This is a genomic window from Kribbella pittospori, assembly GCF_004331465.1.
GTDB classification, from domain to species: domain Bacteria; phylum Actinomycetota; class Actinomycetes; order Propionibacteriales; family Kribbellaceae; genus Kribbella; species Kribbella pittospori.
In genome coordinates this window covers 424,480-440,089 of record NZ_SJKB01000004.1, presented here as the reverse complement: position 1 = coordinate 440,089, position 15,610 = coordinate 424,480, and the positions used below count along the sequence as shown (strand labels likewise).

General features: G+C 67.5%; 13 protein-coding genes. 8 read left to right on the top strand and 5 right to left on the bottom strand.

The window, feature by feature from the left end:
* Positions 1–51 precede the first annotated feature (51 nt).
* From E0H73_RS15675 to E0H73_RS15665, 3 genes are read left to right on the top strand one after another with little or no spacing between them, the layout of a single operon-like run.
* Positions 52–1,098, top strand: coding sequence for an ABC transporter permease (locus tag E0H73_RS15675; protein ID WP_238164029.1), 1,047 nt, complete (start codon positions 52–54; stop codon positions 1,096–1,098).
* Positions 1,095–2,018 (top strand): carbohydrate ABC transporter permease, encoded by a 924-nt coding sequence (locus E0H73_RS15670; RefSeq protein WP_131355907.1) that lies wholly within the window; start codon positions 1,095–1,097, stop codon positions 2,016–2,018. The genes E0H73_RS15675 and E0H73_RS15670 overlap by 4 nt, the downstream gene beginning before the upstream one ends.
* Entirely contained in the window at positions 2,015–3,640 is a 1,626-nt protein-coding gene (locus E0H73_RS15665; protein ID WP_131355905.1) for an extracellular solute-binding protein, read from the top strand. Before E0H73_RS15670 ends, E0H73_RS15665 begins: the two co-directional genes overlap by 4 nt.
* 45 nt (positions 3,641–3,685) lie before the next feature.
* On the opposite strand, the gene E0H73_RS15660 is transcribed toward E0H73_RS15665, so the two are convergent.
* Together E0H73_RS15660 and E0H73_RS15655 are read right to left on the bottom strand one after the other, a co-directional pair.
* Positions 3,686–4,918, bottom strand: coding sequence for an SGNH/GDSL hydrolase family protein (locus E0H73_RS15660; protein ID WP_131355902.1), 1,233 nt, complete (start codon positions 4,916–4,918; stop codon positions 3,686–3,688).
* Positions 4,919–5,131: 213 nt separating this feature from the next.
* A complete protein-coding gene (locus E0H73_RS15655) occupies positions 5,132–5,881 on the bottom strand; it encodes a DUF899 family protein (protein WP_131355899.1) in 750 nt (249 codons plus the stop codon).
* 73 nt (positions 5,882–5,954) lie between these two features.
* Between E0H73_RS15655 and E0H73_RS15650 the strand changes: the two genes are divergently transcribed.
* Positions 5,955–6,722, top strand: a complete 768-nt coding sequence (locus tag E0H73_RS15650) for a winged helix-turn-helix transcriptional regulator (RefSeq protein ID WP_131355896.1) — start codon at positions 5,955–5,957, stop codon at positions 6,720–6,722.
* Positions 6,709–9,210: a DEAD/DEAH box helicase gene (locus E0H73_RS15645; protein WP_131355893.1), complete on the top strand. Its 2,502-nt coding sequence runs from the start codon at positions 6,709–6,711 to the stop codon at positions 9,208–9,210. Before E0H73_RS15650 ends, E0H73_RS15645 begins: the two co-directional genes overlap by 14 nt.
* Here the strand turns inward: E0H73_RS15645 and E0H73_RS15640 are convergent.
* Positions 9,197–10,462, bottom strand: coding sequence for an MFS transporter (locus E0H73_RS15640; RefSeq protein WP_131355890.1), 1,266 nt, complete (start codon positions 10,460–10,462; stop codon positions 9,197–9,199). The two genes, E0H73_RS15645 and E0H73_RS15640, sit on opposite strands and share 14 nt — an antisense overlap.
* Before the next feature lie 19 nt (positions 10,463–10,481).
* Here E0H73_RS15640 and E0H73_RS15635 point away from each other — a divergent pair, with 19 nt between their 5' ends.
* On the top strand, positions 10,482–11,033 hold the full coding sequence (locus E0H73_RS15635; protein ID WP_202867401.1) for a CGNR zinc finger domain-containing protein: 552 nt from the start codon (positions 10,482–10,484) through the stop codon (positions 11,031–11,033).
* A gap of 597 nt (positions 11,034–11,630) precedes the next feature.
* Here E0H73_RS15635 and fabV read toward each other — a convergent pair.
* Complete coding sequence (gene fabV, locus E0H73_RS15630; RefSeq protein ID WP_131355884.1) at positions 11,631–12,800, bottom strand: enoyl-[acyl-carrier-protein] reductase FabV; 1,170 nt, start codon at positions 12,798–12,800, stop codon at positions 11,631–11,633.
* Positions 12,801–12,870: 70 nt separating this feature from the next.
* Positions 12,871–14,157, bottom strand: coding sequence for a UDP-N-acetylglucosamine 1-carboxyvinyltransferase (gene murA, locus E0H73_RS15625; RefSeq protein WP_131355881.1), 1,287 nt, complete (start codon positions 14,155–14,157; stop codon positions 12,871–12,873).
* A gap of 49 nt (positions 14,158–14,206) precedes the next feature.
* Here murA and E0H73_RS15620 point away from each other — a divergent pair, with 49 nt between their 5' ends.
* Both E0H73_RS15620 and E0H73_RS15615 read left to right on the top strand, forming a co-directional pair.
* A complete protein-coding gene (locus E0H73_RS15620) occupies positions 14,207–14,791 on the top strand; it encodes a cob(I)yrinic acid a,c-diamide adenosyltransferase (protein ID WP_131355877.1) in 585 nt (194 codons plus the stop codon).
* 36 nt (positions 14,792–14,827) lie between these two features.
* Positions 14,828–15,601 (top strand): SDR family oxidoreductase, encoded by a 774-nt coding sequence (locus E0H73_RS15615; protein ID WP_131355874.1) that lies wholly within the window; start codon positions 14,828–14,830, stop codon positions 15,599–15,601.
* Positions 15,602–15,610 lie beyond the last annotated feature (9 nt).

Genomic DNA, 15,610 nt, shown 5'->3' with positions numbered 1-15,610 from the left:
AGCGCTCTCCCACGGGAGAGCGACGTTCACCGACGACGCAGGGAGTGTCGCGTGGCTCGAGCAGACGAAATCCTCAGCCCCGAAGCGAACCAAACCAAGTTGATCGATCAAGCCAGGCCGTCCGACTCAGGACCGCCGGGCATCTCGACCGCCGAGAGATCCGCACCGCCCACCGGCGGCCAGCAGCTGTCCTGGTGGGCGCGAGCTCGCCGCGACAAGGTGTTGCTGCTGATGGCGATCCCCGGTCTGGCCTTGTTGCTCGCGTTCCACTACCTGCCGTTGCTCGGCAACCTGATCGCGTTCCAGGAGTACCTGCCGTTCGTTCCGTTCGGACGCAGTGCCTGGGTCGGTCTGGACAACTTCTCGGTGATCTTCAACGGTGACGCAGAGTTCCTGAACGCGTTGAAGAACACGCTGCTGATCACGCTGGTCCAGGTGATCTTCGTCTTTCCGGCCCCGATCGCGCTGGCCCTGCTGCTGAACAGCCTGTTGTCGGAGCGGATCAAGCGCGTCGTCCAGTCGGTGCTGTACCTGCCGCACTTCCTGTCCTGGGTGATCGTGATCGCGATCTTCCAGCAGATCCTCGGCGGCAGCGGCCTGATCAACAACACGTTGCGGGCCCGGGGCATCGACACGATCGACTTCCTCGGCAATCCCGACAGCTTCATCGCGCTGCTCACCAGCCAGGTGATCTGGAAGGACTCGGGGTGGGGGACGATCCTGTTCCTGGCCGCGCTGACGCAGATCGATCAGGGCCTGTACGAGGCGGCTCGGGTCGACGGAGCGTCGCGCTTGCGGCAGCTGTGGCACATCACCGTGCCGGGGATCCGCGGGTTGATCATCCTGCTGCTGATCCTGCGGCTCGGTGACTCGCTCACCGTTGGTTTCGAGCAGATCATCCTGCAGCAGAACCTGGTCGGCAGACCGGCCAGTGAAGTCCTGGACACCTACGTCTACAACAACGGCGTACTGGCCGGCCAATGGGGAGTCTCGGCCGCGGTGGGCCTGGTCAAGGGTCTGTTCGGCGTCGCCCTGGTGATCGGCGCCAACAAGGTCGCACACATCTTCGGTGAGGCGGGGGTGTACCAGAAAGCATGAGTACCCAGACGAATCTCCTCGGAACTACGCGCCGGTCGTCGACGATCGACGACGTACCCACGATCCCGACACGGGTCCTCAAGGGCATCATCCTGTTGCTGTGCTGCACGGTCGTGATCGTCCCGTTCATCGGAGTGATCTCGACCAGCATCGCCAGCCAGGCGCATGTGACCGAGTCCGGCGGCTTCGTGCTGTGGCCGGACAGCCTCAACTGGGCCTCCTACCGGGCGATCTTCAACGGCGGTGTGGTGCAACGGGCACTGCTGGTCAGCTTCGTGATCACCCTCGGCGGCACCCTGATCAGTCTGGCCGGGTCCACCATGCTGGCGTACGCGCTGAGCCGGCCCGGCTCGTTCGGGCAGCGGCCGATCCTGATGATCGTGCTGTTCAGCATCTTGTTCAGCCCGGGCCTGATCCCGAACTACCTGGTGGTGAAGGAGTTCGGGCTGCTCGACTCGCTGCTGGCGCTGGTCCTGCCGACCGCGATCAACGGCTTCAACGTGATCGTGCTCCGCTCGTTCTTCATGAGTATCCCGGCCTCGGTGATCGACTCGGCCCGGGTCGACGGGGCCGGCGACTTCCGGATCTTCTGGTCGATCGTCCTCCCGCTGTCGCGGGCGGTGCTTGCGGTGATCGGCCTGTTCTACGCGGTCGGGTACTGGAACGCGTTCTTCAACGCCATGCTCTACATCAGCGACACCGCGAAGTGGCCGCTGCAGCTGGTACTGCGGACGTACGTGATCAACAACACCGAGCTCAGCAGTGGTGATCTCGGTGGAGCGTCGGCGGATCAACTGCCGCCGCAGGAGTCGATCCAGATGGCGATCCTGGTGATCTCGCTGGTGCCGATCCTGATCGTCTACCCGTTCCTCCAGCGGCACTTCACCAAGGGCATGCTGACCGGCGCGGTGAAGGGATGACCATGATCAGCAGAAGAAGACTGCTCGGCGGCTCGCTGGCCGCGGCCGCGGGCATCGGTGGACTGAGTGGGTGCGCCACCGTGACCAGGTCGACGGACATCGCGGCGCTGAACAAGCCGGTCGCGCTGCCGACGTACCGGCGGTTCGACGGTCCGAAGCCGGACCTGCCGCGGAGCCATCCGTTGATGCCGGACTGCTTCTACCGGTTCCCGGCGCAGCCGGTCCGGGTCACCGAGGGCAAACCCGGCGACGGCAGCGACGTGTCCGGAACCGTGCCGACGTCGAACCCGATCCCGCCGACCGCCGATCGCAATCCGTACTGGCAGGAGCTGAACCGCAGGGTCGGGTCACCGCTGGAGCTGACCATCACCTCGGCCGCGGGCAACGACTACGTCAACAAGTTCGCGACGTCGGTGGCCGGTGACACGCTCGGGGATCTGTTCAATGTCGACAGCGGTTTCGCGTATCTACCGCAGTTCCTCGAAGCGCGGGCGCAGGATCTGACCGAGTACCTGTCCGGCGATGCGATTCTGGAGTATCCGTTCCTGGCCAACCTGTCGACCGACTCGTGGCGCGGGTGCGTGTACTCCGGTGGTATCCGGGCGGTTCCGATCCAGCGCGGGGTGATGTCGTCCAACCTGCTGCTGGCCCGGCAGGACATCCTTGATCAACTCGGTGTCGAACTCGGTTCGCCGAACGTTGACGAGTTGATCAAGGTCGCCAAGGCGGTCACGGACCAGAAGAAGAACCGGTGGGCGTTCGCTGTCCCGCCGACGGCGGCGCTGAGCGCGATGCTCGGGTTGCCGAACGGGTGGGAGGTTCGCGACGGGCGCCTGGTGCAGAGCCGGGAACTCGAGGAACACAAGCAGATGATCGGGATCGGCCGGCAGTTGCAGAAGGACGGGCTGATCCATCCCGACGGCGTGGCGAAGAACAACCAGAAGGTCTGGTTCACACAGGGATCGGCGGTGATGACTCAGGACACGTACTCCTCGATCCAGAGCTTCTACCGGCGCGCCACGGTGAAGACCTTCGCCATCGGGCTGCCGGTCGTCCGCGATGATGCCGGGAAGGTCGGGCGGTTCCTGCTGGGTGCACCGAACAACTCGATCGCGGCGATGCGGCCGAGTTCGCCGGAGCGGACCCGGATGTTGCTGCGGGTGCTGAACTGGTTCGCTGCGCCGTTCGGGACCGAGGAGTACCTGTTCCGGAAGTTCGGTCTGCAGGGGCGCCACTACAAGCTGAACGGCACCGACCCGGTGCTGACGGAGGCCGGTAGCAGTGAGGTCTGCCTGGGTGAGTTCCCGATCCAGTACCTCGCCGATGGTGGGTATCCGGTCTACTTCCCGGGACACCCGGAGGCGGTCGACGTGGCGTACGGGCACCTCAAGACGATCCTGCCGACGGCGATCCTGCAGCCGACGTACGGGCTGTATTCGCCGACGCAGTCCACGAAGGGGAAGGTGTTCGACACCCGGTTCGACGCGCTCACCAAGGACATCCAGCTGGGCCGCGCCGACCTCGCCGACTGGGACAAGGCCAACGCCGACTGGCGAAAGGCCGGCGGAGACGCCATCCGCCACGAATACGAAGAAGCCTTAGCCATCAAAGGCAATAAGTAACCGCCCGCACCGCCCGCACCAACTGGTGCGGGCGGTGCTTCTCTCTCAGTTACAACGAAGAGTGTTGAGGTCGGCCGCATGACCCATCGCCTGGTTGCCTGCGTCGTTGGGGTGGAGGCCGTCGCCGCCGTCGTAGGCGGCTTGGAGACGACTGGGGTCGGCGGGATCCCGGGTGGCGGCGTCGAAGTCGACCACACCGTCGAACTCACCGCTCGAACGGATGAAAGAGTTGACGGCCTGCCGCGCCGCCTCCTTCTCAGGCGTGTACACGAACGAACCACCAACAGGCGTCAGCGTCCCACCAACAATGCACCGCCCACTGGCATGCACCCGCGCGATCAACTGCCGATACCCATCGATCAGTTCGTCAGCAGTAGCACCCGCATAGATGTCGTTGATCCCCTCCAGCAACAACACCGTGCGTACGCCGGGCTTCGTCAGCACATCCTTGTCGAGCCGCGCCAACGCGCTGGCCCCAGCACTACCCGCCTTCGCGACCCCACCGAGCACCCGGTTCCCCGAGATACCTTCGTTCGAGATCGCCAGCCGCCGGGGCTCAGGCAGTTGCCCGTACCGATCCGCCAGCACATCCGGCCACCGCCGGTTCGTGTCGATCGTCGTACCGACCGACGACGTGATCGAATCGCCCAGCGTCGCCACCGTCTCCACCTGATGCGGAGCCTCGACGATCGCCGCGTTGAGGAAGTACCACGGCGAGGACTCGGTCTGGTACGACGTTGCCGACTCGTCGGCCGCGTGATCGCCGGACGTCGATTTGTAGCTGTGCTGCATCGCCCGGTTGTGCGCCGTGATCACCCCGGTCGTCCCGACCACGTGCAGACTCACCGTCAAACTCGTCAACGCCGGCACCGCCCCCGGCAACGGATCACTGACCGCCATCGCTCCCGGCGGCAGCACGACGGTCGTCTTCCCGCCGAACGTCAGCCGCCGGCTCGACCCTGGTACGACGGACGCCCCGCTGTGGTGGCGGCCGACGTACACCGAATCCGTCACGAGCGGCTGATCCCCGTTCGCGTTGGAGATCCGGATCCGCAGATCCTGCCCACCGACACTCGTCCGCAGCACGTTCCGGACCGTCACGTCACTCAAGGTCCCACCGGCGATGTCGTCGGCCGCACCCCATGTCGTCACGAGCTGCGACCCTCCGACGGTCGCAGCCCCATCACCATTCGGTGTCGCGGCACTGACCAGACCCGCCGCACCCACCGCCGTCACCAGCAAGCTCGCGCCGACCCGGCGCCACGAGGAAGTATCCATGCCCATCAAGTCACTCTTGAATAGACATGTCTGCAATCGTTTGCACTGGATGCAGCGCCCAACGGTCCGTTTCCCGAGACGAACGGTCGCGGACACCGGGAGAACCCCCGAGGCAGCTCCGGAACAATCGTCCGCACGCCCTCGTCCCACCGGAGCCGCGCAGGCAACCGCCGCCCGGGATCCGTGGGTCCTGGTGGAGCGGCTGTTCTGTGTTCAGTGACAGTGGTGTGGGGTTTGGGAGGTGGCGGAGGTGACGTTGGGGCGGGTCCATTGGGGGGTGGGGCGGCCTTGGCCGAGGCCTACGCGGTTGCCTTGGGCGTCGGTGCGCCAGAAGGAGTAGGTGGGTTCTTGGGGCCAGCCTTCGGGGGAGTCCTCCCATTGCTCGCGGCGGCCGTACGCCGTCAGGTCGAGGAGCTTGAGGGTTGGGATTGCCGTCTCGACGCCGCGGTTCGTCGTCTCGTAGGTGAGGTAGACCCGGTCGTCGCGGCGGAGGAAGCAGGCGTAGACACCGCCGCCGGCGACCGCGGGGTCGTCGATGGCGTGATTGGAGTACCACGGGTGCGGGTAGCCCATGAAGTCACGGAGGGCCGCGATCTCGTCGTACGGGCCCTCGGCGAAGACGGCGAAGGTGATGCCGACGGCGTTGAGGTACGACGTGTCCTGAACGCCCCAGAGGCTGATCGTGCAGCCCTCACACTGGTCGGGGAGCGGCTTGCCGGGGTGGAACATGTGCTTGTAGACGACCAGTTCGTCGCGGCCCGCGAAGATCTCGCGCAGCGGTGTGGGTCCGCTCGCGCCGGTGAGCTGGATCGAACCGTCGACCTCGGTCATGGGGAGCCGGCGTCGGGCGGCGGCGATGGTGTCGCCCTCGCGGGTGTGCTGCTTTTCGCGGACGAGCAGTTCGTTGCGTTCCCGCAGCCAGGTGTCGCGGTCGGCGATCGGCGGTGCTGGTGGGATGGTCATGGTCTCCTCCTTGGTTGCTATGAAATTACAAGTGCTTGCTATGATTAAGCAAGTACAGAGTCGGGAGGTTCGGATGCCGGTACGGCGGGGCTACCGTCAGGCCTGCGGGACTGCGCGCGGCCTTGACATCGTCGGTGAGCGGTGGGCGCTCCTTGTGGTGCGCGAGTTGCTGCTCGGGCCGAAGAGGTTCACGGACCTGCAGGCGGCGCTGCCTGCCGCGAGCCCAAATGCGCTGGCCGATCGGCTGCGTGAGCTGACGGACGCGGGTGTGCTGCGCCGCGGCGCGTTGCCACCGCCGGCGTCCGCCAAGGTCTACGAGCTGACCGACTGGGGACGCCGCCTCGAGCCGATCGTGATCGCGCTCGGAACCTGGGCCCTGGAGGCGCCGCCGACCGACGACCAGATCTTCGTGAGCACCGACAGCGCCATGCTCACCATCCGCACGTACTACGCCCCGCCCGTCACCAACCGAGCTGCCGCCACCAATCACGGCGCCGACGCCGCTGAAAACGCCAACGCCGGCCCCAATGCCGGTGCCGGTGGGGACGCGAGTATTCGGATCGAGTTGTACGACCACGGGGCAGCTGGGGTGTTCGGCGTACGCCTCACCTCGGCCGGCGCCGAGGTCGCGCACGCAGTACCGGACGCGGCCGACGCGGTGGTGCGGACGACCACTGCTGAGCTGCTCGCGGCGTTCGGGCGGCATGCGCTGCCGCCCGCGGGTGATGCGGCGACCAGCATCACCGGCGACCGGTCCGTCGTACGGCGGCTGGTTGAGGGGATCCGGGTTCCGGCCGATGACCGGGAGTCAGGGACAATGGGTATCGATGACGCTGACTGAGCAACTGCCGGGGACGACCGAGCCTGACGACCTGTACGACGCCTTCGCGCGGTGGGCGGGGGAGCAGGGGATCTCGTTGTACCCGGCGCAGGAGGAGGCGTTGATCGAGGTGATGACGGGGTCGAACGTGATCCTGTCGACGCCGACCGGCTCGGGAAAGAGTCTGGTCGCCACCGGTGCGCACTTCGCGGCTTTGGCGGACGGACGGCGGACGTTCTACACGGCGCCGATCAAGGCCCTGGTGTCGGAGAAATTCTTCGCGCTCTGCGACGTGTTCGGCGCCGACAAGGTCGGCATGCTGACCGGCGACGCATCGGTGAACGCCGGGGCTCCGATCATCTGCTGCACCGCCGAGGTGCTGGCGAATGTCTCGCTGCGCGAGGGCTCGGCCGCTGACGTCGGCCAGGTGGTGATGGACGAGTTCCACTTCTACTCCGAGCCGGACCGCGGCTGGGCGTGGCAGGTGCCTCTGTTGGAGCTGCCCGACGCCCAGTTCATCCTGATGTCGGCGACCCTCGGCGACGTCGAGCGGTTCAAGATCGACCTGTCCCGCCGTACCGGCCGCCCGACCGCGATCGTGTCCTCGGCCGAACGCCCGGTCCCGCTGATCTACAAGTACGTCACCACTGCGCTGCACGAGACGCTCGAGGAACTCCTCACCACCCACCAGGCGCCGGTGTACGTCGTCCACTTCACCCAGGCCGCCGCGCTGGAACGCGCCCAAGCACTGATGAGCATCAACGTCTCCTCGAAGGAGGAGAAGGAGAAGATCAACGAGCTGATCGGGAACTTCCGGTTCAGCAAGGGCTTCGGCCGGACCCTGCAGCGGCTGGTGAAGCACGGCATCGGCGTCCACCACGCCGGCATGCTGCCGAAGTACCGCCGCCTGGTCGAGCAACTCGCCCAGGCCGGCCTGCTCAAGGTCATCTGCGGCACCGACACCCTCGGCGTCGGCATCAACGTCCCGATCCGGACCGTCGTACTCACCGCACTGAGCAAGTACGACGGACGCCGGCAGCGGATCCTGAAGGCGCGGGAGTTCCACCAGATCGCGGGTCGCGCGGGCCGGGCCGGCTACGACACCTCGGGCACAGTCGTCGTACAAGCGCCGGATCACGTGGTGGAGAACGTGAAGGCGCTGGCCAAGGCCGGTGACGACCCGAAGAAGCAGCGCAAGGTGCAGCGGAAGAAGCCGCCGGAGGGGTTCGTCACCTGGGGCGAGGACACGTTCGATCGCCTGGTCGCGGCCGAGCCCGAGGCGCTGCAGTCAAGGATGCGGGTCAGCCACGCGATGCTGCTGAACGTGATCGCTCGCGACGGCAACGCGTTCGAGAGCATGCGGCATTTGCTCCGCGACAACCACGAGGACTCGAAGGTCCAGGTCCGGCTGATCCGCCGCGCGATCCAGATCTACCGCACGCTGCTCACCGCCGGCGTGGTCGAGCGCCTCGACGAGCCGGACGAGAACGGCCGGACACTTCGGCTGACCGTGGACCTGCAGAAGGACTTCAGCCTGAACCAGCCGCTGTCGACGTTCGCATTGGCTGCGCTGGACCTGCTCGATCCCGAGGATCCGTCGTACGCGCTGGATGTGGTGTCGGTGGTCGAGGCGACGCTGGAGGATCCGCGCGCGGTGCTGTGGGCGCAGGAGCACCACGCCCGCGGCGAGGCCGTGAATGCGATGAAGGCCGAGGGCATCGAGTACGACGAGCGGATGGAACTGCTCGAGGACGTGACCTGGCCGAAGCCGCTCAATGAGTTGCTTGAGGCAACGTTCGAGATGTACCGGCAGACGCACCCGTGGATCGCGGACTCCGGCCTGTCGCCGAAGTCGGTCGTCCGGGACATGTTCGAGCGGGCGATGACGTTCGGTGAGTTCATCGGGTTCTACGGGCTGGCGCGGTCGGAGGGCGTCGTACTGCGGTATCTGAGCGACGCCTACAAGGCGCTGCGGCAGACGGTGCCACCGGACAAGGTGAACGAGGACCTCACCGACCTGATCGAGTGGCTCGGCGAAGTGGTTCGGCAGACCGACTCCAGCCTCCTCGACGAGTGGGAGGAGCTGACCAACCCGACCACCGAGGAGGCGGCCGAGCCGGTCCCGGCCGGTCCGCGCCGGATCACCTTGAACAGCAGGGCTTTCCGGGTGCTGGTCCGCAACGCCATGTTCCGCCGGGTCGAGCTGGTCGCCCTGCACCGCTGGGCCGAGCTCGGCCAACTCGACTCCGAGTCGGGCTGGGACGCCGGCCGTTGGGCCGAGGCAGGTACGGCGTACTACGCGGAGCACGACGTGGTCGGCACCGGTCCGGCGGCCCGTGGTCCCGCGCTGTTCATGATCGAGGAGCACCCGGGCTACTGGGAGGTCCAGCAGATCATCGACGACCCCGAGGGCAACCACGACTGGCGCATCACCGCCAGCATCGACCTCGCCGCCTCGGACGAGGCCGAGGACCTGGTCCTGGAAATGGCATCCTTCAAGCCGCTGTAGTCACCGCGGTCTCGAGGGTTCTCACTTCGCGGACGAACATCGGCAGGGCTGACAACGCCATGCCGATGGATCCGACGGCGACCGCCGCGGTGGTGCTGAAGGTGCTGCCGAGTACGCCGCCGAGCGCGGCGCCGATCGGGAGGACGCCGAAGGTGAAGGTGCGGTAGGCGCCGTTGCTGCGGGCGAGCGCGGTGCGGGGGATGAGCAGTTGGCGGATCGTCACGGACAGGACGTTGGCGCTGCCGAGGCCGATGCCGGACAGAAACTGCAGTACGCCGAGGAGGACGCCGTACTGGATGCCTCGGCCTGGGAGGAACGCCAGCAGGAGTGGTAGTCCGGTCGAGAGGACCAGAGAGGTACCGAAGGCGCGGCCGTAGCCGAGGCGTTTCGCCAGCCGGAGACCGAGCATTGCGCCGACGAAGGCGCCTGCGCCGCCGGCGCTGAGGGCGATGCCGTACCCGCCTGCGGACAGGCCGCGTTCTTTGACCGCGAGGACGACGAGGTTGACGACGAGAATCTGCGCCGACGCGTTGTAGAGCGCGGCGTGGGCGGTCAGCGAACGCAGGAACGGGCTGACCTTGATCTGCCGAACGCCTTCCCACAGACCCGGCCGATCGTCAGTGGCGTGTGGAGCAATCTCCGGCCGTTGCGCCGAGCCGACGCCGACAGCGCTGGCCAGGTAGGAGACGGCGTCTACGAGGAGGGCGACGGCGGGGCCGAGCAACTGGACCAGGATTCCGGACAGGCCCGGGCCGCCGACCTGTGCTGCGGTGGACGAGCCCTGGAGTGCGCGGTTGGCGGACGGCAGCTCCGCCTCGGGGACGAAGTCGGGGAGATAGGCGAACGACGCGATGTCGAACACCACACTCGCCGCGCCGACCAGGAAGGCGACCGCGACCAGCAGCGGCAGGCTGAGCTGGTCCATCGCCCAGGCGAGCGGGATCACGATCAGCGCCGCGGCGCGGATGATGTCGACGGCAATCATCACCCCGCGCTTGCGCCGCCCTTCGAGCCAGTGCCCGGTCAGCAGCGGCAGTGCCGCGCTGGGCAGGTAGGTCGCCGTCGCGATGGCGCTCACGCCTGCTGCTCCCGCGTCGAGGGTCAGCGCTGCGGTCAGCGGAAGCGCGACCGCGGTGACGTGGGTGCCGACCGCGGAGACCGTCTGTCCCGCCCAGAAACGCTTGAAGTCGCCGTCCACCGTTACCAGTACCTCCGCCTCATCCAGTAACTCCGTTACCGGATCATGCCCCATGGCCGGTAACGTGGCAACTGTGATTCAGCCCGGCGAGCGGACCCCTGCCCCTGAGCCGCTGACGCTTGTGCAGGACCTGGTGAACACCGTCGATCTGGAGCTGGAGCAGGACGCGCTGATGAGCCCTGCGGACCTGAGCGCGTTCTGCGCTGACCACGGCTTGTCCGGTCCGCGGTTCGGTCGGGCTGACCTCGCGGAGGTGCTGACACTGCGTGAGGCGCTGCGGGACGTCTGCCAGGCGCACGCCGGTATCGACGTACCGGCGGAGTCCCTCGCGGCGCTCGATCGGCTACTCGCCGAAGCACCGCTGACGCTGGCGCTGTCAGCCGACGGGGGCGCGACGGTCCGCCCGGCGGACGGCCTGACCGGCGTCCAGGCGTTGGTCTCCCGCCTCGCGGCGGACATCGCGACGTCGGTTGCTGTCGGCAACTGGCCGCGGCTCAAGGCGTGTGCCGCCGACACCTGCCGCTGGGTGTACTACGACCGCAGCCCGGCCGGTCGCAGCCGCTGGTGCACGATGTCCCTCTGCGGCTCTCGCAACAAGATGCGCAAATACCGCGCCCGCGCCTGAGCCTGGATCCGTGGTTCGGGAAGCACCATCTGCGCGGTGGACCGGTCAACGTTGACGTCCTGGATTGTCGCCGTCGTCCTGGTCACGCCGGTCGGGGTCAGCTCTCCCGTGCGATTGATCGTCAGCCGGACGGACCCACCGACACACCGAGCGAACCGGCCGTGACGCGCCCACTGGCCGGTTATTTCGCCGACAGCATCTTCAGATGCCGCCGGCGATGACATAACCCGTCAGCGAGCATCACCCGCGGGCCTCCCGGATCCGCACGCTCGGGGGCCCGGATCCGCAGGCGCGGGCTCATCATCGGCAGCCCCGATGCATCAACCTCCTGATTTGGGGAGCCGAGCAGTCCCGATCGGGGGCAGATATCCTCCCCGGAGCCGGCCGCCACCCCCGAACCCGGCCGTCCCCGGCCACCCACCCTCGGCGTGACGGCACAGCGGTCATTGTCATCCGCTACAGGTACAGCTCGCGCTGCCGGTGCCTCGGCAACGAACCAGGACGTCCGCGGGGTCAAGTGACAGGTCCCCGCCGCGTTCGACATCGCGTGGTGAAGAGCGCGGTGAACGCGCAGAGCCTTCCCGAGACGCCCGGGGCTCAGGGCCAGGTGACGTCGACCTCGGTTGGTGCCTCGTAGTCGACTCCCGGTACGTCGAAGCCGTACAGGCGCCGTACCTCGGCCAGGAACCACGCGGTGTCGGCAACGTCCGCGATGTTGTCCTGCGTCGCGGACTCCCACTGCGCGCGAACCGCGGCCTGCACGTCGTCGGACAACTCCCAGCGGTCGAGACGAATGCGGCCCTCGTCGTCGAGATCCAGCGGTGTCTCGCCGGTCAGCTGATCCCACAGGGCGACCGACTGCTGCACGGGAGTCCGCAGCCCGTCGCCGAGCACCTTGTGCAGCAGGCTGACGTACAGACCGATGCCCGGGATCGCCGACGACGCCTGGGTGACCGCCGCGCCGTTCACCGACGTCATCGCCTTCACGCCGTCCTTGGCGAGCGTGACCGCGGTCTGCTCGAGGTCCGCCTTCGCGGCGCCGATCGAGCCCTGCCGGTAGATCGGCCCGGTCAGCTCGGACCCGATATAGGTGAGCGCGACCGTGTTGAAACCGGGCTTCAGCAGCCCGCGCTCGTCGAGCGCCGAGACCCAGCGAGCCCAGTCCTCACCGCCCATCACCTTGACCGTCTGGGCGATCTCGTCGTCGGTCGCGACCTCGATCCCGACCTCCTGCAGAACCGGTTGCCCGTCCTCGTAGGCGAGGCTCTTGGTGGTGTGCGGTGCGCCGATCGCCTTGATCGCCGACTGGAACGTCTCCTCGGTCCTCGGATCGACCCGCCGAGGCGCGGCGACGCTGTAGATCAGGTGGTCGACGCCGCCGAACCGCTCGGCAATCAGCCCGAGCACCTCGTCCTTCGTGGTGTCCGCGAACGCATCAGCGTTGAAGAAGCGGAAGTCTCGACCGAACTCGGCCGCGAGCACAGCCGTCTCCGCAGTCCGGTACCACCCGGCGGTCGCCGTACGCCGAGCCGTCGGTGCCTTCTCGAAGGACACACCGATCCCGTCGATCCCGTAGCGCGCGAGACCTGCGATGGTCGTGGCCAGGCCGTAGCCGGAGCTGGAGCCGATGACGAGCGCGGTACGGCGTTCTGGTGCCCGGCGCTCGACCTGGCCGGCCAGGTCACGAACTATCCGGGCACAACCGGCCGGATGCGAGTCCAGGAAGAGGAATCCACGGCCCAGGGGCTTGATCACGCGCTCAGTCATGCCAGGACCCTAACCCGCCCCAGAGCGCGGGCGCGGCAGAGTGCCAGAAGAGTGCGCGGAGAAGTCCGGTTCAGTTCCAGTACAGTTCCGCGTCGTCCGGCTCGACTGTGACGTCGGCGCCGAGTCGGCGAAGGTTGCCGGCGAAGTCCGTGTAGCCGCGGTGCACATGGTGGGCCGCGGACACCAGCGTCTCGCCCTCGGCCGCAAGCCCAGCCAGCACGAGCGCTGCGCCGGCCCGGATGTCGCTGGCCACGACGGGAGCCCCCGACAACCGCGGCACGCCGCGAACCACGGCGTGATGCCCGTCGGTCTGGATCTGTGCGCCCAGACGGGTCAACTCCTGTGCGAAGGTGAACCGGCCTTCGAACAAATTCTCCGTCACCATCGCAGCGCCGTCACTCAGCGCGTTGAGCGCGATCACGAACGCCTGCAGATCGGTCGCGAAGCCCGGGTAGGGCAGTGTCACCACGTCCACCGGCTTCGGTCGGTCATCCATCCGGACCCGGAAGCCTGGGTTCAGCACTGTGATCTCGGCGCCGGCCTTATGCAGCTTGTCCAGCGGAAGTTCGAGGTGGTGGGCATGTCCGTTGGCGATCGTCACGTCACCCTTGGTGATAGCGGCCGCGAACGCCCAGCTCCCGGACACGATCCGGTCCGCGACGACGGTGTGGTCGACCGGGTTGAGCGGACCGGCCACACCGCTCACCTCGATGCGCGGTGTGCCGGCGCCGTCGATCTGAGCGCCCATCTCGACCAGCATCGCGGCGATGTCCTGGATCTCCGGCTCGCGGGCCGCGTTCTCGATCACCGTGGTGCCCTTGGCCAGCACCGCGGCCATCATGATCGTCTCGGTCGCGCCGACGCTGGGGAAGTCCAGCCAGACCTCGGCGCCGTGCAGGCCCTGTGGTGCTTCGGCGATCACGAAACCGTGCTCGATGTGCACCTTCGCGCCCATCGACTCCAGCCCGGCGACGTGCATGTTCAGTCCGCGTGAGCCGATATTGTCGCCACCCGGCAGCGCCACCTCTGCCTTGCCGCAGCGGGCCAGCAACGGTCCGAGCACCGAGATCGACGCCCGCAGCTTGCGCACCAACTCGTAGTCGCACTGGTACCGGACCTCATGCGGTACGGCGATCGTCGCCAGTTGCGCCTCCGCGTCGACCGTGACCTCACAGCCGAGCGTCTCCAGCAACTGGGCCATGAAGGCCACGTCGAGGATGCCTGGCACCTGCCGCAGCGTCGTCGTACCTTCTGCCAGCAGGGCGGCCGCCATCAGCTTGAGCACACTGTTCTTCGCTCCAGCGACCTCCACGGCTCCCTCGAGCCGTGCCTCACCCGCGATCCGAAACCGTTCCACCCGCCGACTGTAGCGAACCGGTGTCCCCGGACATGCGTAGAGTCCTTCCATGGCTGTGAACTTGACGCGGATCTACACCCGGACCGGTGATGCCGGTGAGACCCGCCTGGGCGACAATTCGACGACCTCGAAGACCGATCCGCGGCTGGCGGCGTACGGCGAGGTGGACGAGGCGAACTCCGCCATCGGCGTGGCCATCGCGGCCGGTCACCTGAACAGCACTCTGGTCGTCCTGCTGACCAGAATCCAGAACGACCTCTTCGACGTCGGCGCCGACCTGTGCAACCCGATCACGCCGAACCCGGAGTACCCGCCGCTGCGGATCACCCAGGAGTACGTCGACCGTCTGGAAGGCTGGTGCGACGAGTACAACAACCGCCTCACCAAGCTCCGCTCGTTCATCCTCCCGGGCGGTACGCCGGGCGCCGCCTACCTGAACGTCGCCCGCACCGTCGTCCGCCGGGCCGAGCGCGCTGGCTGGGCCGCAGTGGAAACCCACGGCCCTTCCGTCAACCTGCTGGCCCTGCAGTACCTGAACCGCCTGTCCGACCTACTCTTCATCCTGGGCCGCGTAGCCAACCTCTCCTCCGGCGGCGACGTCCTCTGGGTCCCAGGCGGCGAGCGCACCCCGTAAACGTTCCGATCAACGCATGAGCAAGGGGTACTGCGGATGGACCTGCACCTGAGTGGCAAGACAGCACTGGTCACCGGTGCCAGCCGGGGGATCGGGCTGGCGACGACCCGGGCTCTGCTTGCCGAAGGCGCGAAAGTCGTCGCCGGCGCGCGGACCGTCGGCGGCGACCTCGGCTCGCTGCCGGTGGAGTCGATCGCGGTCGATCTTGCGACGGCGGACGGCCCGGGCCGGTTCATCGACGAGGCACTGGCGATGACCGGCGGATTCGACATCCTGGTCAACAACGTCGGCATGGTGCGGCCGCGGCCGGCGGGGTCCGGCTCGGTCACGGACGAGGACTGGCTCGAGACTCTGACCCTGGATCTGCTCTCTGCCGTCCGCACGACCCGGGCCGCGATGCCGACACTCATCGAGCGGTCCGGAGCGATCGTGACGGTCTGCTCGGTGAACGCGACCCTTCCTGATCCACTGGTGATCGACTACAGCGCCGCCAAGGCCGCGTCGCTCAGCTACTTCAAGTCGCTGTCCAAGGAGCTGGGGCCGCGTGGTGTCCGGGTGAACACCGTCAGCCCCGGTCCGGTCGCGACCGATCTGTGGCTGGGCAAGGGCGGCGTGGCCGAGACGGTCGGTGGGGCAGTCGGCGCCGACCCCGGCGACGTGGCAGCCCAGGCCGCGGCCGGCTCCGTGACCGGCCGCTTCACCCGTCCGGAGGAGGTCGCCGACCTGGTCGTCTTCCTGTCCAGCGACCGGGCCGCCAACCTCACCGGCGCGGACATCATCATTGACGGAGGTCTGACGCCCACGCTCTGAACCAGCGGC